General features: G+C 71.1%; 20 protein-coding genes. 14 read left to right on the top strand and 6 right to left on the bottom strand.

Annotation, left to right across the window (positions count from 1 at the left end):
• Positions 1-125: 125 nt before the first annotated feature.
• On the top strand, positions 126-971 hold the full coding sequence (locus Van01_RS21390; RefSeq protein ID WP_204010460.1) for an SDR family NAD(P)-dependent oxidoreductase: 846 nt from the start codon (positions 126-128) through the stop codon (positions 969-971).
• Here Van01_RS21390 and Van01_RS21385 read toward each other — a convergent pair.
• Positions 871-1,875 (bottom strand): hypothetical protein, encoded by a 1,005-nt coding sequence (locus Van01_RS21385; protein ID WP_204010458.1) that lies wholly within the window; start codon positions 1,873-1,875, stop codon positions 871-873. The genes Van01_RS21390 and Van01_RS21385 overlap by 101 nt on opposite strands.
• A gap of 484 nt (positions 1,876-2,359) precedes the next feature.
• On the opposite strand from Van01_RS21385, the gene Van01_RS21380 reads away from it, so the two are divergent.
• Positions 2,360-3,451, top strand: a complete 1,092-nt coding sequence (locus Van01_RS21380) for a saccharopine dehydrogenase family protein (RefSeq protein WP_204010456.1) — start codon at positions 2,360-2,362, stop codon at positions 3,449-3,451.
• Between the two features lie 8 nt (positions 3,452-3,459).
• Entirely contained in the window at positions 3,460-3,972 is a 513-nt protein-coding gene (locus Van01_RS21375) for a hypothetical protein (RefSeq protein ID WP_204010454.1), read from the top strand.
• Here Van01_RS21375 and Van01_RS21370 read toward each other — a convergent pair.
• Entirely contained in the window at positions 3,907-4,860 is a 954-nt protein-coding gene (locus tag Van01_RS21370; protein ID WP_204010452.1) for a LysR family transcriptional regulator, read from the bottom strand. The two genes, Van01_RS21375 and Van01_RS21370, sit on opposite strands and share 66 nt — an antisense overlap.
• A gap of 206 nt (positions 4,861-5,066) precedes the next feature.
• Between Van01_RS21370 and Van01_RS21365 the strand changes: the two genes are divergently transcribed.
• Genes Van01_RS21365 through Van01_RS21355 form a run of 3 tightly spaced genes read left to right on the top strand, consistent with a single transcriptional unit; the run spans position 5,067 to position 8,233 of the window.
• Positions 5,067-5,777: a ThuA domain-containing protein gene (locus tag Van01_RS21365; RefSeq protein ID WP_204010450.1), complete on the top strand. Its 711-nt coding sequence runs from the start codon at positions 5,067-5,069 to the stop codon at positions 5,775-5,777.
• Entirely contained in the window at positions 5,747-6,865 is a 1,119-nt protein-coding gene (locus tag Van01_RS21360) for a Gfo/Idh/MocA family protein (RefSeq protein ID WP_204010447.1), read from the top strand. Before Van01_RS21365 ends, Van01_RS21360 begins: the two co-directional genes overlap by 31 nt.
• Before the next feature lie 9 nt (positions 6,866-6,874).
• Complete coding sequence (locus Van01_RS21355; RefSeq protein ID WP_204010444.1) at positions 6,875-8,233, top strand: MFS transporter; 1,359 nt, start codon at positions 6,875-6,877, stop codon at positions 8,231-8,233.
• 417 nt (positions 8,234-8,650) lie between these two features.
• Here the strand turns inward: Van01_RS21355 and Van01_RS21350 are convergent, their stop codons facing one another.
• From Van01_RS21350 to Van01_RS21340, 3 genes are read right to left on the bottom strand one after another with little or no spacing between them, the layout of a single operon-like run.
• Entirely contained in the window at positions 8,651-9,841 is a 1,191-nt protein-coding gene (locus tag Van01_RS21350; protein ID WP_204010441.1) for a WD40 repeat domain-containing protein, read from the bottom strand.
• Positions 9,842-9,894: 53 nt separating this feature from the next.
• Entirely contained in the window at positions 9,895-10,359 is a 465-nt protein-coding gene (locus Van01_RS21345; RefSeq protein ID WP_239099209.1) for a MarR family winged helix-turn-helix transcriptional regulator, read from the bottom strand.
• A gap of 8 nt (positions 10,360-10,367) precedes the next feature.
• Positions 10,368-11,615 carry an FAD-dependent oxidoreductase gene (locus Van01_RS21340; RefSeq protein WP_204010435.1) on the bottom strand — a complete coding sequence of 416 codons (1,248 nt, stop codon included), beginning with the start codon at positions 11,613-11,615 and terminating at the stop codon, positions 10,368-10,370.
• A gap of 43 nt (positions 11,616-11,658) precedes the next feature.
• Between Van01_RS21340 and Van01_RS21335 the strand changes: the two genes are divergently transcribed.
• The 3 genes from Van01_RS21335 (at position 11,659) to Van01_RS21325 (ending at position 13,064) form a co-directional block, all read left to right on the top strand.
• Complete coding sequence (locus Van01_RS21335; RefSeq protein ID WP_204010433.1) at positions 11,659-11,919, top strand: hypothetical protein; 261 nt, start codon at positions 11,659-11,661, stop codon at positions 11,917-11,919.
• Between the two features lie 67 nt (positions 11,920-11,986).
• Positions 11,987-12,343, top strand: a complete 357-nt coding sequence (locus tag Van01_RS21330; RefSeq protein ID WP_204010431.1) for a hypothetical protein — start codon at positions 11,987-11,989, stop codon at positions 12,341-12,343.
• Positions 12,344-12,434: 91 nt separating this feature from the next.
• Positions 12,435-13,064: a DinB family protein gene (locus Van01_RS21325; RefSeq protein ID WP_308442416.1), complete on the top strand. Its 630-nt coding sequence runs from the start codon at positions 12,435-12,437 to the stop codon at positions 13,062-13,064.
• 28 nt (positions 13,065-13,092) lie between these two features.
• Here Van01_RS21325 and Van01_RS21320 read toward each other — a convergent pair whose 3' ends face one another.
• Positions 13,093-14,157, bottom strand: coding sequence for an extracellular catalytic domain type 1 short-chain-length polyhydroxyalkanoate depolymerase (locus tag Van01_RS21320; RefSeq protein WP_204010429.1), 1,065 nt, complete (start codon positions 14,155-14,157; stop codon positions 13,093-13,095).
• A gap of 189 nt (positions 14,158-14,346) precedes the next feature.
• Here Van01_RS21320 and Van01_RS21315 point away from each other — a divergent pair, with 189 nt between their 5' ends.
• From Van01_RS21315 to Van01_RS21295, 5 genes are read left to right on the top strand one after another with little or no spacing between them, the layout of a single operon-like run.
• Complete coding sequence (locus tag Van01_RS21315; protein WP_204010427.1) at positions 14,347-15,621, top strand: ATP-grasp domain-containing protein; 1,275 nt, start codon at positions 14,347-14,349, stop codon at positions 15,619-15,621.
• Positions 15,618-16,460, top strand: coding sequence for a Rossmann-like domain-containing protein (locus Van01_RS21310; protein ID WP_239099208.1), 843 nt, complete (start codon positions 15,618-15,620; stop codon positions 16,458-16,460). Before Van01_RS21315 ends, Van01_RS21310 begins: the two co-directional genes overlap by 4 nt.
• Positions 16,454-17,530, top strand: a complete 1,077-nt coding sequence (locus Van01_RS21305) for a PLP-dependent cysteine synthase family protein (protein WP_204010425.1) — start codon at positions 16,454-16,456, stop codon at positions 17,528-17,530. Before Van01_RS21310 ends, Van01_RS21305 begins: the two co-directional genes overlap by 7 nt.
• Positions 17,527-18,546, top strand: a complete 1,020-nt coding sequence (locus Van01_RS21300) for an enolase C-terminal domain-like protein (RefSeq protein WP_204010423.1) — start codon at positions 17,527-17,529, stop codon at positions 18,544-18,546. Before Van01_RS21305 ends, Van01_RS21300 begins: the two co-directional genes overlap by 4 nt.
• Positions 18,543-19,790 (top strand): MFS transporter, encoded by a 1,248-nt coding sequence (locus tag Van01_RS21295; protein WP_204010421.1) that lies wholly within the window; start codon positions 18,543-18,545, stop codon positions 19,788-19,790. The genes Van01_RS21300 and Van01_RS21295 overlap by 4 nt, the downstream gene beginning before the upstream one ends.
• Positions 19,791-19,833: the final 43 nt, after the last annotated feature.

Raw genomic sequence — 19,833 nt, 5'->3', positions numbered from 1 at the left:
GCGACCAGTGACGCCACGTCACTGTCGGCGATGACACAACACCACCGGACGGCGCAGCCGGTGTGGCGGCCCGTACCGCTGATTTCCTACGATGGGCCATCGTCCCATTCGCGGAGATGGATGTCATGGGTGATCGGATCTTGGCAGATAGGACCGTCGTGATCACCGGGGCCAGCGGGGGCATCGGCGCTGAGGCTGCCCGCCGGTTGGCGCGCCTGGGCGCGAGGGTGGCGGTGGTCGGCCGGTCGCCCGAGAAGACCGCCGCCGTCGCGCGCCAGGTCGGCGCCGAGCCGCTGGTGGCCGACTTCGCCCGGCTGTCGGACGTACGCCGGCTCGCCGACACCCTCCTGAGCCGTTACCCCCGGATCGACGTGCTGGCCAACAACGCAGGCGTCGTGCTGACCCGGCGCAGCCGTACCGAGGACGGCCACGACCTGATGTTCCAGGTCAACTACCTGGCTCCGTTCCTGCTCACCAACCTCCTGCTGGACCGCCTGACCAGCGGCGGGCCGACCCGGGTCATCACCACCTCCAGCAAAGGCCACCGGTTCGGCAGCGTCGATCTCGACGACCTCGAAGGCGCCGGCAAACGATCCGAGCTGCTGCGGTACGGGATGACGAAACGGCAGAACATCCTGTTCACCCGCGAGTTGGCCCGCCGTACGCGGGGCAGTGGACTGACCGCGACGGCGTTCCACCCGGGGGTGATAGCCAGCACCGACATCAACCGGGCAGCCCCACTTGTCGCCGCGCTGGTCCGGTACCGCCTGCTGGGCGGCCTGTCCACCCTCCGGGAGGGCGCCGAGCCACTTGTCCACCTGGCCACGATGGCTGATCCGGAGACTGCCAACGGCGGCTACTACCACCGGCTCAGGCCGAACGGCCCGGTGCACCGGCAGGCCAGGAACGACCAACTGGCGACCCGTCTGTGGGATCGGACGGCCGAGTTGCTCGGTGTGCCGGTGGGATGAACCGGCCGTCTACCTGATCATGCGGCGCGGCGTCGCCGGCGGTGCGCAGCGCGTCGCCGCCGAGCAGCCGCAGCCTGCGGGTGCGCAGCGGCGCCGGGAGGCCGGCGATCAACTCGGCTATCGCGCCGGGCCGTCCGGCCGCGAGCATCCGGTCGCCGTGCTCGTCGAGCACCGCCGCCAACGCCGCGTCGTCGCCGCCCAGCCGGAAGGTGTACGCGGCGGCGCGGGCCGGGCCGTGTTCGCGGTACCAGGTCGCCGCCCGCAGCAGCGTCCGGCTCGTCACCGGCGGCCGGTCGTGGCCGGCGACCGCGGCGATCACCGGCACCACCCGGGGCCCGGTGTCGGGATCGGTGCCGATTCTGGTCAGTAGCCCGGTGCGCACCAGTCTGCCGAGCTGTGGCCCGGCCGCCGGATGGCCGGCGACCGCGCAGACGCCCGCCGTCACCGGCGCGAGGTCGGCCACGTAACCGGTCACCAGACCCCCGGGTTCGGTCACCGCGGGCAGGAGCGGCCCGGTGGGTACGCCCTCGGCGACCAGGGTCTCGGCTACCAGCCGGACCAGTGCGGGCCACCCCGCCGTGACCTCGTGCACCCGCTGCGCCAGGGCGGGTGCGGTCAGCCCGTACTCGGCTTTGAGTAGTTCGTCGACCTGGTCGGTGGTGAGGCTCAGCTCGGCCGGGCGGAGCTGCGCGGGCGCCATCCGGGTCAACCACGACGACGCCGCACAACCCACCGGCCACCGCGACGACAGCGCCAGGCGTACGCCGTCGGGCAGGCCGGTGATCGCGTGCAGCAACGCCTGCTCGGTCCGTTCCGGCATGGCGGGCAGCCCATCGAGGACGAGTTGAGTCGTGCCGGCGGCCAACTCGGCAAGCTCACCGCTGAGGAGCGTGTTGCGTCGCACTCCCGCTGCCATCGCACGGCCGGGCCGGGGAACAGCCGGCGCAGCGCCGTGGTCTTGCCGTAGCCGGCGGCGGCCACCACCAGCCACAGTCTGCCGCGCTGCTGTTCCAGCATGGCGGCAGCGTGTCCCGTCGGGCGCGGTCCGGGCAAGGCGATTCCCGCAATCCCGACAGCAACACCGCCCGGAGGGCCCCCCTGCGGATCCGGGTCACCTGACGACGGCACGTCGCGGCTCGACCGGGTACGCCGGCCCCGAGGCGTGGAGCGGCGTCGCTGCCATGCGTGGTGCTTATGGCTTCCCGTACGAGACGGCAGTGGTGCTCATAGCTGCGTCCGCCCACACTGGCGTCTGTGGACAGTGTTCGAAGCTGTGAGATGCCGTCGGCGGGGGTGCGCGAGCGTCCGCCTGCCGACGGGGAGCGTGACGACCGCGGAACCGGTGCCCGGCTCAGCGGTGGGCGCTGGCTGGTCGCGGCGAGGCGGCTGTGACCGGCCGGGGCGTCGCCGTCGTGATCGGCGGCTACGGCGCCGTGGGTCGGGTGGTGGCCACCACGCTGGCCCGGGGATCGGCGCACGAGGTAGTCGTCGCAGGCCGCGATCTGGCGCGCGCTGAGGCCCTGGCCCGGACCGGTCCGGGCGGGCTCATCCCGCGCGGGTTGGACCTCGCCGACCCGGGGGGTCTGGACGGGCTGCTGGCCGACGCCACGGTGGTGGTGATGTGTGTGGAGCAGCGCAACGAGGTGGTGGCGCGCGCGTGCCTGGACAGCGGCGTCTCCTTTGTCGACGTCAGCGCCTCCGCCGACGTGCTTGCCGGCATCGAACGGCTCGACGCCACCGCCAAGCGGACCGGCGCCGCCGCCGTGCTCAGCGTCGGGCTGGCCCCCGGGCTGACAAATGTGCTGGCCCGCCGCTGCGTCGACCGCCTTCCGTCCGCGATCTCCGTCGACGTGACAATTCTGCTGGGTACCGTCGGTGACCACGGGCCCGACTCGGTCCGGTGGACCGTGGCAGGGCTGATGGCGCCGCCCGACGGCGCTCGCCGGCCGGGACGGGCTCGGGTGGAGCTGCCGGGGTTCGGTCCGCGTGCCGCGCACCAGTTTCCCTTCTCGGACCAGTACACGTTGACCCGCAACCTCGGCGTTCCGGTGACCACCCGCCTCTGCTTCGACTCCGCTGCGGTGACGGCGGCGTTGTTCCGGCTGCGGGCCGTCGGCGCCTTCCGGCTGGCGGGTCGGCTGGGCTGGGCCCGGATGCTGGCCGGCGCGTCGAGCCGACTGCGGCTCGGCGGAGACCGGTTCGCGGTGCACGTTTCGGCCACCGATGACGGCGGTGGGCACGTGTGGTCGGCGGTGACGGGCCGTCGGGAGTGCCACGCGACAGGTGTGGTGGCCGCGGAGATCGCCACCGGCCTGCTGGACCGCCGCTACCGGCCCGGAGTGCATCACATCGACCAGATCGTCGACGCGGGCGTGTTCCTGACGACTGTTCAACGGCACGACCTGACCGTGCACGAACATCCGCAGCCGAGCCCGGCCGAGCTGCCGGCAGACCGGATGCCTACCACTCAAGAAGGGTGACAGCAGTCATGGAACGAATGTCAGCTGGCCGGCCCCGCACCGCCATCACCTGGACCGCGGTGCTCTTCCTCGTGACCTTCGTCCACCACGTGTACGGGGGTCTGCGGTTCGACAGCCCGGAACGGATCGTGCTGGCTGTCGTGTTCAGCGCCGTCCTCGCCGTCACGTACCTGACCTACCGGCTCGGTTCGGCGACGCGGTGGGCTCGCGCGACCTTCTGGTTCCTGGTCTACGCCTTCTGGGTGGCGGCGGTAGGCCTCTTCGAAGGCGGGTTCAACCATGCCCTGTTCGCCGTGCTGCGGCTGCTTGACGCTCAGGACCTGGTCAACGACCTCTATCCCGTGAACGGCGATGCCCGCATCTCGGACGACCTGCTGTTCCAGGGCACCGGTGTGCTGACCCTGGTCGCCGCGGTGGTACTGGCGGTGGCGCCCGCCTGGTCCAGCAGCCGGTCGTCATCCGTCGACCGGCTGCCGGCAGATCGCCGTGAGGATCCCGATCATCGCGGTGGCCGCGGGTGACCGGAACGGCGGTGCGGCCGCCACCGCGTACAACCGGCGGGTCGGCAGGGCTGGAACGGTGGGCCGCAGGACAATGTCCGGCCGTAGCGCGGCCTGGGTCAGCGTCGGTACGAGCATCACACCGGCCCGCGCGGCGACGAGTGCCTGCTTGCCGTTCCAGTCGTCGCAGAAGAACGCGATCTGCGGGGGACCGCCCAACGCCTCGGCGAGCGGCGGGATCGGACCGAGGCAGTCCGGATAGGCGCCCTCGATCCACCGCTCGTCCTTCAGTTTCCGCAGCGGCACCCGTTGGCGCTGCGCCAACGGGTGGTCGGCCGGAAGTGCGACGTGCAGCCGTTCGTCGCAGAGCGGCACCAGGTCAAGACCGTCAAGTGCCTCGTCGGTGAGTCGGGACGCGGACAGGTCGTGCTTGGCGGTGAGCGGGTCGACGAACAACTCCCACGAGGTCACCAGGGCCACGTCGATCCGGCCGTCCCGGATGGCCGCCAGCGGCCCCGACTCGTCCGGCCGCACCAGGTTCACCGCGACGCCCGGGTGGGACCCGGCGAAGCGACGGATGGCTTCCGGAGTGAGGCGGGCGTTGGCGCTCGGGAAGGCCGACACGTTGAGGTGCCCGCCGGTCAGGCTGGTGAAGGCGCGCAGCCGGGCCTCCAGCGCGTCGGTCCGCGTCAGGATGTCGCGAGCGAGTTCGACGGCGGTCTGCCCGGCCTGGGTGAGCCGGACACCGCGCGGAAGCCGCCGGAACAACGGCACGCCCACCCGCCGTTCCAATCCGCTGATCTGCCGCGAGACGGCTGGTTGGGTCATGGACAGTGCCTCCGCCGCGGCGGAGAACGAACCCCGGACGGCGACCTCCACGAGGACCCGCAACGTCCATGAGTCAATCATGCACGCAGCTTATAGCTGTGTACCGGCACGGCGATCCCGACTGATGTCGGGCACTGCTGCCGGAGCATCCCGGTGTCGGCGTGCGGTGCCTCGGGCGTGGGCAGATTCAGGGCGGCACTCCGGGTACGGTTAGCGGCGGTTGGACGGTGCGGGCGTCGCCCCGGCGGCAGCGGTGCCAGGGGCGGCGGACCGGGGGAGGAGCGGGTGTGACGCGGCGGAAAGCCCTTGTGGTCCGAGGCGGATGGGAGGGACACCGGCCGGTCGAGGCGACGGCGCTGTTCATCCCGTTCCTCGAACGCAACGGATACGCGGTACGGGTGGAGGAGTCGACGGAGATCTACGCCGACGCCGCCGAACTGGCCGACACCGACCTCATCGTGCAGTGCATGACGATGTCGCAGATCACCGCGGAGCAGATGGCCGGTCTGGCCGCGGCGGTCGTCGCCGGGACGGGTTTCACCGGCTGGCACGGCGGCATCGCCGACTCGTTCCGCGCCTCCTCGGACTACCTGCACCTGGTGGGTGGCCAGTTCGCCACCCATCCGGGCGTCGAGCCGTGCGACCGTGTCGGCGGCGAGGCGGACAACTTCCTGCCCCACACGATCTCGATGACCGACCTCGGGCGGGAGCATCCGATCACCGCCGGGATCGACGACTTCGACCTGGTCACCGAGCAGTACTGGGTGCTGCACGACGACCTGATCGACGTGCTGGCCACCACCACCCACCCGACCCGGGCGTGGCACCCGTGGCACCGGCCGGTCACCTCGCCGGCGATCTGGACCCGACACTGGGGTGCCGGGCGGATCGTCGTGACGACTCCGGGGCACAGCCTCGACGTGCTGGAGCACCCGAGCGTGCGTACCGTCATCGAAAGGGGAATGGTGTGGGCGACCCGCACGGCATCGGCATCGTAGGTCTCGGGTTCATCTCCCGCGCGTACCTGGAGACGCTCGCCGGCCATCCCACGGTGCGTGTCGTCGCGGTGGCCGACCTGGACGCGGCCCGGGCCGAAGCGGCAGCCGCCACGATTCCCGGCGCCGAGGCGGTGACCGTCAAGCGACTGCTGGAGCACCCCGACGTGTCGACGGTGCTCAACCTCACCATCCCGGCGGCGCACGCCGAGATCTCGGGTGCCGCGATCGACGCCGGCCGCAACGTCTACGTCGAGAAGCCGCTGACCGTCACGTTCCCGGAGGGCCGGGCGCTCCTCGACCGGGCGACGTCGGCCGGCGTCCGCGTCGGCTGCGCGCCGGACACCGTTCTGGGCACCGGCACGCAGACCGCCCGAGCGGCGCTCGACGGTGGACTGATCGGCCGCCCCCTCGCCGCGTCGGCGGTCATGGTCACCCCGGGACACGAGCGCTGGCACCCGAACCCCGACTTCTACTACGCCCCGGGCGGCGGCCCGCTGATGGACATGGGGCCGTACTACATCTCCGCCCTGGTCCACCTGCTCGGGCCGGTCCGGGCGGTGATCGGGGCGGCGAGCCAGCTACGTGACACCCGGGTCATCGGCTCGGGCCCGCGCCTCGGGCAGCGGATCCCGGTCCAGGTGCCGACCCATGTGAGCGGTGTGCTGGAACATGCCTGTGGTGCGCTGACCACCCTCACGACCAGCTTCGACGGTGTCGCGACGACTGCCGCGCCGATCGAGGTGCACGGGGAGCACGGCACTCTCGCCGTACCCGATCCGAACCACTTCGACGGCGAGGTCCGCCATCTCGCGCTCGACGGCCCCGGGTGGCGCACCGTCGAGCCTCGGGCCGGCTACGTCGCCGCCTCCCGAGGGGTCGGCCTGATCGACCTGGTCCAGGCCGATCAGACGCGCCCGCCCCGGGCCAGTGGTGCGGTGGCGCTGCACGTACTCGACATCATGACCGCCCTGCTCCGGTCGGCCGCCGAAGGCCGACGGGTCGAGCTGACCACTGCTGTCGAACGTCCCGCACCCGTTCCGCTCACCCCCGCCGAGGACTGGCTGTCCACGCTCACCCCCGGAGGTTGAGGCCGCCGGATGGGTGGTCGTGACGAATTACCGGAGCCGGTGACGTCCGCGTCGGCGCGGGCGATCGGGGCGCTTGTCGCGCTGTCCATCTCGGCGTTCTGCTACGTCGCCGTGGAGACGTTGCCCATCGGCATCCTGTCGCTCATCGCGACCGATCTGAACGTGTCGCTGTCACACACCGGCCTGCTCGTCACCGGATACGCCGTCACCGTCGCGGTCGTCTCGGTTCCGCTGACCTACCTCACCCAGCGGGTGCCGCGCCGTCGCCTGCTGATCGTCCTGTTGGGCGTGCTTGTCGTCGCCACTGTGGGTTCGGCCGCCGCCCGCGACTACCAGGTGCTGCTCTGGGCGCGCGTTGTCGTCGCACTCACCCAGGCACTGTTCTGGGCCGTGGTGGCACCCGCCGCCGCGGGCATGTTCCCGCTGCGGGTACGCGGGAAGGTCACAGCTGTCGTGTTCGCCGGGGCGTCCCTCGGCCCGATGCTGGGGGTGCCGGCCGGTACCTGGCTCGGGCAGCAGCTTGGTTGGCGTGCGGCGTTCCTGGCCCTGGCCGGTGTGGCGCTGGCCGCCTTCGTGGCGATCGTGACGTTGATGCCGTCGACGCCGATGATGGCCGCCCACGCGTTCACCGGCACCAGCCCGGACGCCCGCCGCTACGCCACGGTCGTGGTCGCCACCGCGTTGTCGGTGGGCGGGCTGTTCACGGCGTTCACCTACACGGCTGTGTTCCTGACCGACGTCACCGGGTTCGCCCCGGCGGCGGTCGGGCTGCTCCTGCTCATCCGGGGGCTCGCGGACTTCGCAGGTATCGCCGTGGGCGGAATCGCGAGCGACCGCAACCAGCGCGTCGCGATGGTGGCACCGGTGCTGCTGCTCGCGATCGCCCTGCTCGCGATGTTCGTCCTGGCCGATTCGCCGCTGGCGACCGGGGCGCTGCTGGCCCTGACCGGGTTCGCGCTGGGTGCGCTCACACCGGCGTTGCAGAACCGGGTACTCGAAGTGGCTCCGGGACGCTCCGACCTGGCGGCGGCGGGCAACTCCGCCGCCTTCAACGTCGGCATCGCCGGTGGATCGCTGCTCGGGGCCGTCCTCCTGCCCGGGTTCGGAGTGCGCAGCACGGCGCTGGCCGGCGGCCTGCTGGCCGTCGCGGCGCTCCTCGTGCTGCTGGCCGAGCCACTTGTCGCCAGCCCCGGCCGGTCGGTCGAGCGCCGGCCAGCCGATGCTGCTCAGCCGGGCAGTTCAGGGACCGGACCGGCGGTGACAAGCGCGGCGAGGGTGAGGGGTTGGTCGCCGTCGCTGTGCCCGAGGACGAGGGCGAGGCGCCGGTCCGGTATCTGGTCGGGCGTCCAGACGTGCAGGTCGCCGTAGAGATCCTGACGGAGCAGTGCGTCGTAGACCGGCGGGCGGTCCGCCTGGGGGTTCCGGATGAGGTAGTCGACGGTGAGGACCCGGTGCGGGCCCCACTGCTCGTCGAACGTCCGGGCCAGGGTGGCCAGGTGCTGGTCGCCGGTTTCCAGCTGCTCGGTCCACTCCGGGTCCCGCAGGCCGGTGAGGTCCGGACCTTCCCAGAGCGGCGCGAGGACGAAGCCGGCCGCCCGGGTGGCCAGCCATTCGCCGGAGTGCCTGTCGGATTCGATCGAGGTGGGGCTGTCGGCGGACGGTATCGGTCCGGTCAGGAGCGCCGCGATGGCACCGAGCACCCGGGACACGTCAAAGGTACGGCCACGAACGACTGTCACCGCACCCATCCTTCCGTACCGTGCTGCCGGATGGTCATCGTCGAGGTCAGGTGAGGCTGTTCATGCCGGCCCGGATCTTCAACCAGGACGGGTCGCTGTCCGACGCGTCGGTGACCGTTTCCAGATCGCCTGGCTGCCATGTCCGGCTTCCGTCGGTCAGGTCAAGGTGGTCCATGTCGACGACCGGAGCCTCAGAGGTGCCGGCGAGAAACTCGGTCACCGCGGCGGTCGCCGGCTCGGGTGGGCTGGTCCGTCCCGTCGACAGCACCAGAAGTGTGCCGTCGCCGGCAACGATCAGTTCGCCGCCGACGGCGACCGTCAGGGCGGTCACCCTCGAACCGGGCAGCACCTGGTGCTCGGCCAGCTGTCGTCCGTCAACCTCGATCTCGATGACGGTGCCCTCCGGTGTCCCGATCAAAAGGACCCCCGGCGAGGGCCCGAACGCGACATTGTGCCGCGACCAGGCGTGCATGCTGTCCAACCACTCCTGCGGGTACGGGTACCCCGGGCTGGGTTCCCCGAGCGTCAGGCCCAGTACGCGGCGCAGCGACGGAAACTCGAACACCTCAAGCGAGTTGTCGTAGGCGTTGCCCCGTACCGCGAAATGCCGCCCGTCCGGGCTGAAGAGGGGGGTCTCGTAGCCGTCGCAGTCGAGGATCAACGCCCGTCGCATCGGTCGCAGCACGGGCTCGGTGTCCCGACAGAAGAGCACAAGCGTGGCACCCTGATCGCTTTGCAGGGTGGCCACGAGGCCACCGCCGGGGTACGCCGCGACTCCGGTGTCCCAGCGCGGGCCCGTTGCGGTTGCGCCGGAGGCAAGGTCGAGCGTGAGCGAGGACTCCCAGTCGTCCTCGCTGCCGCCGGGCGACAGCCAGAGTGTCTGACCGTCCGGACTGAACGCCACATCCCGCTGGTACTCGGTAGGTGGAACGCCATCGATGGCGGCGACGCCTGAGGTGGTCCAGCGGGTCAGGCTGGTGCGGTCCGCTGTGACCAGTTGCGGCTCACTCGGATGCCAGGTGGCAGAGGGTGTCCGCTCGAACCGGTCTCCGCCGGCATCGTCGTAGGCGGCCGAATCCGCACCGACACCGCCAACCTCGCGCAACTGTCCGACCGCGTACTCCCAGATCCGGATCGCCGGGCGGTCGGAGTCCCAACCGGCGATCAACGGCAGCCTGGGATGACAGAGCAACCGCTCGACCGAGGCTCCGGAGCGTATCTGTGCCAAGGTTTCCACAGGCACACCGTACCGATGACATGCGCCCACGGGCAGGCATGGCTGCTGTCACGTCAGCTGCGGAGGCGGTCCAACTCGGTGAGGTACATCGCCTGCATGCGGTCGTTGTGCCGGATCAGCAGCGAGATCTCCTCAGCGGTGTAGCCCTCGATGAGCCGTTCGGCATGTTCGGCGAACCGCTCGTACGGTCGTTCCAGCTCGGCGACCCTTTCCGGTCGCAGGGTGACGATCACCCGCCGTCGGTCCGCCGGATCACGTTCGGCCGTCACGTATCCGGCCTGCTGGAGCCGACGGAGCATGCTTGTCACCGCCCCGGTGGTGAGGTTTGTCCGTTCGGCGACCTGGCCCGCGGTCGCGGACCCGACGTCCGCCAGGTGGTCCAGGCACTCCAGGTCGCTCACGGTGAGGCCCAGCCGCTCCGCGATGGCGTACCGGAACACCATGGACAGCCGCGCCGTCTCCCGCCCGGCGCGCATGAGGTCGGTGATCGCGGAGTCACGGGCCGGTTCGTCGGACATGCCCGCAATCATGCCTCCGGCACGGTCACCCGGTGCAGCCGAGGTAACACGCGGGTCAGCACCCAGTGCGGTGCGGCCGCGCCGCCGGTGAGGCGGCGCATCAGCTTGGCGGCGGTGTCGACGGCGTGGAAGGCGTAGGGCACCATCTCGGCCTGGTAGCTGGCGATCGCCTCCTCCACGGGCGTGCCGTTCGCCCGGGCCTCGACCAGCCTGCGGCCGAGCAGGGCGGCGTCCCGGAGGGCTGTGTTGCCACCGTGAGCGCCGAACGGTGGCATGACGTGCACGGCGTCGCCCATCATCGTCGCGCGGGGCACCGGCCACCGGTGCGGGCGCTGGCCGGTGGCGAAGAGGTTGAGCACCGTAGCGTCCAGTTCGGCCGTGTCGACCAGCCGCCGGATGAGCGGGTGGAAGTCCGTACTCATCACTGCGGCTCGTTTCCACAGCGCCAGCAGGCTCCCACGCACCTCGATGGGCAGCTCCTCCTGGCGGAGCAGCATCGCCCACATCACGTAGTCGTCGCCGGTGGGCGCGTAGCTGCCCGGGGCCAGGCGGGCGAACGCCTCCCGCGGGCTCTCGCCGAACCGCATCGAGGTGAAGAAGAAGGCGCGGCCGGGTCGGTCGGCGATGGCCAGGACTCCGCTGGTACGCAGGGCGTCCGGGATGACGCTCTCGCCGTCGCGCCGCAGGGGCGACCGGCCGTAGATGCCCACCATCGGGGTGCTCGTCGGCTCCGCGTCCGGCATGAGCTGCGTGCGCAGCGCCGAGCCGACGCCGTCGGCGCCCACGACGACTGTTGCCGGCGCGGCTCCGCCGTCGGAGAACCGCAGCCGCAGCCCGGTCGGGCCACCGTCGTCCACCGCGACGGCGGCCTTGCCGTAGTGGATGTGCCCGTCCAGTCCGGACTGCAGGATCGACCGCAGGGTCAGCCGGTCCACCTGACGGGTCGCCTGCGGCTCCTCCTTGAGGTTGATGGTGAACGCGTCCCGCAGCCGGCTGTCGGTGAAGCGCAGGTGCCCGCCAGGCTCGTCGCCGGTGGTCAGCGCCAGGCGGTACAGGGGGCGGGGCAGGCTCTCGCGCAGCGCCTCCAGCCCGTACCGGTTGAGAATGATCCGGTAGCCCTGCCGCCTGACGAAGGGGCCCGGGTCCCGCTCGTAGACGTGCACGTCGATGCCGGCGCGCATCAGGTACTGGGCGAGGCAGAGTCCGGAGAGGCCGGCGCCGGCGATCGCCACCGAGAAGTCAGTCGATACGCTCATGCGATTATCTTAATGACTAAGATAATTTGGGCAAGGTCTGCCGGTGGGCTCGGCTCTGGCGGCTCAGATCTCCCGCCGACGTGCGGCCGGTGTCGAACGCCAGCGTGTCCATCAGGTCGACAAGCGGTGGCTCGATGCCCGCGTCATCGACGTACTTCTCGCCTCGTTCGTGACGCCGTCGTGGCGGATCGAGAAATGCCGCACCGCCCGGTCGCCTTTCTCCGCCCGCGCGGCACTGTCGCCGTGGCCGCCGGGAGACGTGCGCGGTCGAGTTCCTGTTTCCGTGATCATGTCACCATGCTGAAAGGTTGACCCTGCGTCAGGGTCAAACCGCCGCAGCGACAGATGGACACCGCACTAGGCTGCCGCTCGTGAGTGAAGAACGTGGCCCAACTGTCGAAGAGGCACTCGCCGTGCTGCGGAGCGAGTTCGGGTGCGACGACGGATCCTTCCTGCTACGGCTGCGCATCGAACTGGAGTGGGATCGGGCGGCGTTCGCCCGCATGGAGGCGGCGATGCGCGTCGTCTGTGCGGGTTACGACCGCCGCGAGGCGTCCGACCAGTGGCTGGCGGAAGGGTTTCACTTCGTGTCGACCTGGGTTGACGGGCATACGGCGCATCCCAGCTTCCCGCGACCTCAACCCGAGAGCTACCACACCGCGAGCCTGGACCGACTGCGGGCCCTGGCCACCTGGTTCAGCCGAGGCGTACCGGCTGACCAGACCTGACCCACCGAGGTCCGGGCACGCCTCTGTCACAGGTCGAGTGTGGATCAAACCACAGGCGGACGGGCACGGCGACCAACGCGGCGGTGAGATCATGAGCCGCGTGACAGACCTCGACGTCAAGGCAAATCTCCATCGGTACCTGCGGGAGGCGCGCGAGGCGCTGCTCGGCAAGCTCGACGGGCTGTCGGAGTACGAGGTCCGGCGCCCGCTCGTGCCGACCGGGACGAACCTGCTCGGGCTGGTCAAACACGTAGCTTCGGTGACCGCCGGGTATTTCGGCGAGGTGTTCGACCGCCCCTTTCCCGAACCCGTCGCGGGCCTGAACGAAGACGACGAGCCGAATACGGACATGTGGGCCGCGGCCGACGAGTCCCGCGACGACATCATCGGTCTGTGGCGCCGCGTCTGGGCACACGCCGACGCCACGATCGAGACTCTGCCGATCGACGCCCCCGGCTCGGTGCGGTGGTGGGGCCACACCCCGGTGACGTTGCAGCACATCCTCGTGCACATGCTCGCGGAGCTGAACCGGCATGCCGGACACGCCGACATCGTGCGCGAACTGATCGACGGCCAGGTGGGCTGGCGGCGACCCGGCGACAACGTCGTCGAAGGCGACGAGGCGTGGTGGGCCGCCTACCGCGAGCGGCTGGAATCCACCGCGCGTGAGTTCGCCTACCAACCAGGAGGCTCTCGCCCGGTTCGCCGAGAAACGTGGTGACGTCGCCGGCGGCCTCAGCCGGCAGTCGTCATCGCATCGGGTGGCGCACGGCGAAGTCCCACACGATCTCGCTGGCGTCGGGGCCCGCGCGGTCGGTGTAGCGGCCCTCGCCGTTCGGGCCGGGCCAGGCGTGGCCCATGCCCTGGACGTGGTACGCCTCGACGAGCGACGAGCCGTCCGACGTGGTGATCGTCGAATGCGTGTACGCGTGTCGCCCCGCGTCCGCCGGTACCGACACGGTCTCCTCGGTCAGGGCGAGGCTGTCGTTGGGCAGCCCGTCGTCGACGAGATCGCCCACCGCGGTCCAGTGGGCGACGAGTCGGGTGGCGACCAAGGGTGGCACGACCTCGTCCCGCTCGCCCTGAATGACAAGCAGCGGCACCTGGCGGGCGCGCTCGCCCATCTGTGCCCAGGCCTGCCGTGCCGTGTCCAGTGGCGACGTCGAGTCCGGGTCGTCCGGGTCCACCTGGTTGAGCCCGTACTCACCCCCGGCGACCGAGGTCACCGTGGCGAAGACGTCGGGATAGGTGGCGGCGAGGATGACTGCGGTTCCCGCTCCTGACGACGCGCCGGCCACGTGCACCTGCGCCGGATCCGCGTCGTACTCCTCGACCACCTGGCGGGCGACGCCGGCCAGCAGCGCGGGTTCACCTGTGTGCCGCTGCTGCTCCCGGGGATCAGCCGAGTTCCAGCAGGCGATCACGTTACGTGAGATCAACTGTGTGGGATAGACGACGATGAAGCCTTCCCGGTCGGCCAGGTTGTTGAACTGGGTCGTCGCCTTCATCGAGTTCCACCCGTAGCCGGTCATCGCGCAGCCGTGGATCGCCATGACCACCGGCAGCCGGGCGCTCCCGTCGTGCTGGGGCGGGAGATGGACCTGGTAGCGCTGTGAACCGGCCGGCCCCTCGTAGACGTGGTTGCGGTCGCCCTCGCCCATCTGCCAGGGCAGGCCGAGCTGGAGGGCGGCGACGCCGAGGCTGGCGACGGCCACCACTGTGACGAAGGTGCCGGAGACGATCCGCAGCCACCGCCGGGGACGGCGGGGCTCGACGTCGGCATTCATCGCGGCGTGGGCAGGGGTGGTGGACATGTACCCAGGAAAGCGCGTCCGCCGCCGACATGTCAGTGGCGCGGTGTCATGACCGCGTGTGACGTGGTGTCACTTGTCGTGATCGCTGGCCACCGGATGCTGGTCCCGACGCGCCGCGTGACTAGCAATCGCTAATGACAACCGTTATCGTCTGGTCGTCCGGGGATCCCTGAACGGTGGGAGTGCGCGGTGGGGCATGTGCTTGTGGTCGAAAGCTGGGTCGGTGCGATGAGCAGCCTGCTACCCCGGGCGATCCGGGAAGCGGGGCATCGGTTCACCTTCCTGACCAGGAACCTGCACCACTACCTGCGCCAGGGCGGCGGTGACCAGGTGCACCCGATCCTCACCGCGGACAACGTGATCACCGCCGAGACCAACGACCTCGACCTGCTGCTGCCCCAGGTCCAGCGGCTGCACGAGGTGCTGCGGTTCGACGGCGTCGTCACCTCGTGCGACTACTACCTGGGCACCGTGGCCCGACTGGCCGCACACCTGGGCCTGCCCGGATCACGGCCGCAAGCCGTCGAGTACGCCTGCCGCAAGGACCTGGCACGGCGGCGGATGCAGGCGGCCGGCCTGCCGAGTCCGAGGTTCGCGACCGCCGGGGACTGGCCGGGTACCGAAGCTGCCGCGCGCACGCTGGGTTACCCGCTGGTCCTCAAGCCGGTCGACCTGTGCGCCGGAATGTTCGTCAGGCTGGTGGCCGACAGCACTGAGCTGCGCGAGGCGTTCGAGGCCATCGACGCGTTCCCGGTCAACGCCCGAGGTCAGCAGCGGTCGCCGCAGGTGCTGCTGGAGGAAGTTCTGGTCGGGCCGGAGGTCAGCGTCGAGACCGTCACCGTCAACGACCGGACGACGGTGCTCGGCGTGACGGACAAGAGTCTCGCCGGCGAGCCGTGGTTCGTCGAGACGGGGCACATGTTCCCCGCCGCGCTCGACGCCGCGACGGTCACCGCGGTGAGTGACATGGCGGTGGCAGCCCTCGCCGCGGTCGGATTCGACAGGGGAGTGGCGCACACCGAGCTGCGGCTGACGGCAGCCGGGCCGCGCGTGGTGGAGGTCAACCCCCGCCCGGCCGGCAACCAGATCACCGAGTTGGTGCGCCGGGCGACGGGGGTGGACCTGCCCATGGTGTACGCCCAGCTCGCCCTGGGCGAACAGCCGGACATCGCGGTGACCGACACGGGCGTACGCAGCGCGGCCATCTCGTTCCTGCTGCCTCCCCGCGCCGGAACCGTCGCCAGGATCGACGGTACGGCCACGCTGGCCACCGCTGAGGACGTCGTCGACTGGGCGGTGAAGCCGGCCGGGCACCTCACCGGCGACGCGGTGAGCAACAACGCCTACCTGGGCCACGTGATGACCGTGGACACCAGCGGTCCCGGGGCGCGCGCCCGGGCCGACGCTCTCATCGCCGGGCTGGGCGTTCGCTACGCCGATGATCTGGCCGGGGCCCTCGCGTGAGGACACCTGTCCCGACCGGTGAGCCGTTCCTGTCGGTGACGGACCTGATCGCCGCCGTCAGCGCTGCGCGGCTCGGCCCTGACCCGGCCACCGAGCAGGTGAGTGTCGCGTTCACCACCCGGCAGGGCGCCAGGCACACCGGGCGCGGCCGCAGCTACCGCAACCACGTGCTGAGCCTCCGGGTGGGTGCCACCGTCGGATCGTGCGCGGCGGAGCCGGACGAACTGACCGACGATGTCACCTACGACTGCGTGGGCCGCAGCGTCGCGGACCTGCTCACCCACCCGGTACCGGCGGTTCGCGTCGCGGCCCTCGACGCCTACCTCTCCGCCGCCCGGCCGCACGAGCACACCGCTCACGACACGGTCACCATCCCCGCCGGCACCTCACTGGCCAAGTCGACAGCCAGAGCCGCCGCGGTGGTGGACCTGATACCTGTGGCACCGGGTCAGAGCGTCCTGGTCGTCGGGGTGGTGAACTCCCTGCTCGGGCAGCTGCGTCACCGGGGCGTCAGCTACCTGCCGTGCGACCTGGCCGGCGGCAGCACGGAGTGGGACGAGCCGTGCCTGCCGGACGCCGGTGCCCTGCTGGAACGTTGTGACGCGCTGCTGGTGTCCGGCATGACCCTCGGCAACGGCACATTCGAGCCGTTGTTACGGCACGCCCGCGCCACCGGCAAACCGATGGTGGCCTTCGCGCAGACGGGCAGCGCCGTTCTGCCGTGCTTCCTCGGCGCCGGGCTCAGCGCCGTGTCCGCCGAACCGTACCCGTTCTTCTGGCTCGACGGCGGACCGACGACTGTCTACCGGTACCGGGTCACCGCCGGGTCGCCATGCTGACCGGGCACCCACCGGCCACCGGCGCGCCGCACCTGCTGGATCTGCTGGGACGCTCCCCGGTGGCGTTCGTCGACACCCCGCTGCCGCACCCGCATGGCGGTTTTCACGCCAAGGTCGAGTATCTGAACCCCGGTGGCATGAAAGCCCGCGCCGCTGTGGCCATGCTCCAGGCTGCCCGGCAGCGTGGTGACCTTCGGCCGGGAGCCACTGTGGTGGAGTCCACAAGCGGCACCCTCGGGATCGGGTTGGCGTTTGCCGGACAGGCCCTGGGCCACCCGGTCATCCTCGTGGTGGACCGCGAGATCGAACGACCGATGCGGGCGCTGCTGACCGCCTACGGCGCGACGGTCGTGGAGGTCGAGCAGCCACATCCGGTCGGCGGCTGGCAGCAGGCCCGGCTGGACCGGCTGGCCGAGGTGCTGGCCCGCGTCCCGGACGCCTACTGGCCCGACCAGTACCACAACCCGGACAACGCCACCGGCTACCGGACCCTCGCCGCCGAGCTGACCGGCCAGGTCGAGGCCGTCGATGTGCTGGTGTGCAGCGTCGGCACCGGTGGGCACAGCGCCGGCCTGGCCCGGGCACTGCGGCGGCACTGGCCGGACATGCGGCTCGTGGGTGTCGACACCGTCGGCTCGACGATTTTCGGTCAGCCCGCGCGGCCCCGGCTCATGCGTGGCCTGGGCAGCAGCATCTTCCCCCGCAACGTCGACTACGCCGCCTTCGACGAGGTGCACTGGGTCGGCCCGGTGGAAGCTGTGGACACCTGTCGCCGGTTGGCGCGCTCGGCGTTCGTCACCGGCGGCTGGAGCACCGGCGCCGTCGCCCGGGTCGCAGCGTGGACCAGCCGCATGCAGCCTGGCGCGCGAGTGGTCACGATCTTTCCCGACGGCCCGCACCGCTACCTCGACTCGATCTTCGACGACGCGTTCTGCGCCACCCACGGGCTGTTCGCTCCGGCGCCGGGCCACCCGATCGAGATTCCGTACCCGAACGCCGTCGAGGTGACCCGATGGAGTCGCTGCCGGACCGTCCTCGACCCGCTGTGTCGCGTGGCGGTGCCGGCATGAGGCTCGGCTGGCGCAGCTACCCGCTGCGGCTGCGCGAGCCGCTGCGCATCTCCCGCTCGACGATGCCGGGCCGCGACGCCGTCCAGATCGGCCTGTCCCACGACGGCGTCGCCGGCCACGGCGAAGTCGTCACCAGCGTCTACCACGGCCTCGACCTGGCCACCATCCGCGGGCTGCTGGCCGGGCTCCGGCACCGGGTGAGCGGTCACCACGAACCCGAGGCGCTGCTCGCGGAGCTGCCCGCCCTCGCTGCCGAGCTGCCCGCCGGTGTGCTGGCGGCCCTCGACGCCGCCGTGCACGATCTGCTGGGACGTCGCGCCGGAATGCCTGTGCACACGTGGCTCGGCCGGGATTTCGCGCCGGTACCCACGGCCCACACCATCGGCCTGGTCGCGCCCGACCAGGCCGCCACCACCGCCCGGGGGCTCGCCCGGCGTGGCTTCCAGCTCATCAAGATCAAGTGCGGTGACGCCGCCGACGTGGCCCGCATCGCCGCCGTACGCGCCGCGATCCCGCACGCCCGCCTGCTCCTCGACCCCAACGGCGCCTGGACACCCGAGCAGACCGTGCGGCTGCTCGACACCGTGCGCCCGCACCGCATCGACGCCGTCGAACAACCCATCGCGCCGGGAACACCGCAGTCGCTCGCCTGGATCAGCGCGCGTACCGACGTGCCGGTCATCGCCGACGAGGACGCCGCCACGGTGGCCGACCTCGACGCCCTCGCCGGCACTGTCGCCGGCATCAACATCAAGCTCGCGAAATGCGGCGGCATCCACGCCGCACAGCAGCTCGCCGCCACCGCCCACGCGTACGGCATGGATCTCATGCTGGGTTGCCTGGTGGCCAGCTCGCTGGGCATCGCACCGGCGGTGCACCTCACCGACGTCGCCCGCTGGATCGACCTGGACGGACACCTGCTGCTCGCCGACGACCCGTGGACCGGCATCGGCGGCCACGACGGTGTCCTGCGGCTGACAAACTCACCCGGTCTCGGCGTGCGGGCGGCCCGATGAGCACCTGGGCCAGTCTGCGCGGCTTCCCGTTGCCGATCCGACTGCTGGTGGTCAACCAGCTCGGCGTCAACGTCGGCTTCTACCTGCTGCTGCCGTACCTCGCCGGCTACCTGGCCGACGACGTCGGAATGTCCGCCGCCGTGATCGGCATCGTGCTCGGCGTGCGGAACCTCAGCCAGCAGGGCCTGTTCCTGCTCGGCGGCTCGGCCGCCGATCGGCTCGGCGCCCGCGGCGTCATCATCACCGGCTGCGCCCTGCGGGCCGTCGGCTTCGGACTGTTCGCCCTCAGCGCCTCGGTGCCGCTGCTGCTGGCCGCGTCGATCCTGTCCGGGCTGGCCGGGGCGCTGTTCAACCCGGCCGTGCGCACCTACGTGGCGCAGGCCGCCGCCGACCGGCGCGCCGAGGCGTTCGCGTTGTTCAACGTGTTCGCCAGCGCCGGCGCGCTGCTCGGCCCACTGCTCGGCGCCGCCCTGCTGCTCGTCGACTTCCGGGTCGCCGCGCTGGCCGCCGCGGCGGTGTTCGCCGCGCTGACCGGGGCGCAGGCGATCTGGCTGCCCGCCCAACCGGTCACCGCCAGCGAGGCAACCGTCTGGCAGGACTGGCGGACCGGTATCGCCGACCGTCGGTTCCTGGCGTTCAGCGTGGCGCTGGCGGGCATGTTCGCGTTGCAGACCCAGCTGTACCTGATCCTGCCGGTGCAGGCGGAACACGTCACCGGGCAGCCGGTGGCGGTCGCCGTGCTGTTCGTCGTCTCCACAATCGTGACGCTCACCCTGCAACTGCCCCTGACCGGCTGGCTTCAGCGTCGCGTCAGTCGCGGCACGAGCATCACCGTCGGGATGGCCGTCATGGGAGCCGGTTTCCTGCTGCCGCTGCTGCGGGTGGAAGCGGTGACACCGGTGCTGCGGCTGCTGCCGGTGCTGGCCGCTGCCGTCCTGCTCACCCTCGGCGTGATGATCACCCAGCCGTTCGTCCTGGAGCTGATCCCCACCTTCGCCGGGCACCGGTTGACCGGCACCTACTTCGGCCTGTTCTACCTGGTCTCCGGGATGCTCGCCGCCGGCTGTACCGCCGCGGTCGGCGCGGCGGTGGGCACCTCCGCAGGCGTACCCACGTCAGCGTGGCTGCTCACCGCCGGCGTCGGGTTGGCGTCGGCCGGTGCGGTGTGGCGGCTGCACCGTGGCGGGCTGCTCAACCCGGCACCGGCGTCGGCGGGCGTGTCATCAGCGGGGAGAACCTCCTGACCGACCACCCGGAGCTGTACGAACCTCACCTTGTATCGAAAGG

The organism is Micromonospora andamanensis (assembly GCF_016863495.1).
Taxonomy (GTDB): Bacteria; Actinomycetota; Actinomycetes; order Mycobacteriales; family Micromonosporaceae; genus Micromonospora; species Micromonospora andamanensis.
Note: the sequence above shows the minus strand (reverse complement) of the source record. Positions and strands in the feature narration are given on the sequence as shown.

What these genes read in the sequence shown, in the direction of transcription:
- Van01_RS21390 (WP_204010460.1), top strand. Translation starts at nt 126, where the DNA reads ATGGGTGATCGGATCTTGGCAGATAGGACCGTCGTGATCACCGGGGCC.
- Van01_RS21375 (WP_204010454.1), top strand. Translation starts at nt 3,460, where the DNA reads ATGGAACGAATGTCAGCTGGCCGGCCCCGCACCGCCATCACCTGGACC.
- Van01_RS21370 (WP_204010452.1), bottom strand. Translation starts at nt 4,860, where the DNA reads ATGATTGACTCATGGACGTTGCGGGTCCTCGTGGAGGTCGCCGTCCGG.
- Van01_RS21355 (WP_204010444.1), top strand. Translation starts at nt 6,875, where the DNA reads ATGGGTGGTCGTGACGAATTACCGGAGCCGGTGACGTCCGCGTCGGCG.
- Van01_RS21345 (WP_239099209.1), bottom strand. Translation starts at nt 10,359, where the DNA reads ATGTCCGACGAACCGGCCCGTGACTCCGCGATCACCGACCTCATGCGC.
- Van01_RS21340 (WP_204010435.1), bottom strand. Translation starts at nt 11,615, where the DNA reads ATGAGCGTATCGACTGACTTCTCGGTGGCGATCGCCGGCGCCGGCCTC.
- Van01_RS21325 (WP_308442416.1), top strand. Translation starts at nt 12,435, where the DNA reads ATGAGCCGCGTGACAGACCTCGACGTCAAGGCAAATCTCCATCGGTAC.
- Van01_RS21320 (WP_204010429.1), bottom strand. Translation starts at nt 14,157, where the DNA reads ATGTCCACCACCCCTGCCCACGCCGCGATGAATGCCGACGTCGAGCCC.
- Van01_RS21305 (WP_204010425.1), top strand. Translation starts at nt 16,454, where the DNA reads ATGCTGACCGGGCACCCACCGGCCACCGGCGCGCCGCACCTGCTGGAT.
- Van01_RS21300 (WP_204010423.1), top strand. Translation starts at nt 17,527, where the DNA reads ATGAGGCTCGGCTGGCGCAGCTACCCGCTGCGGCTGCGCGAGCCGCTG.
- Van01_RS21295 (WP_204010421.1), top strand. Translation starts at nt 18,543, where the DNA reads ATGAGCACCTGGGCCAGTCTGCGCGGCTTCCCGTTGCCGATCCGACTG.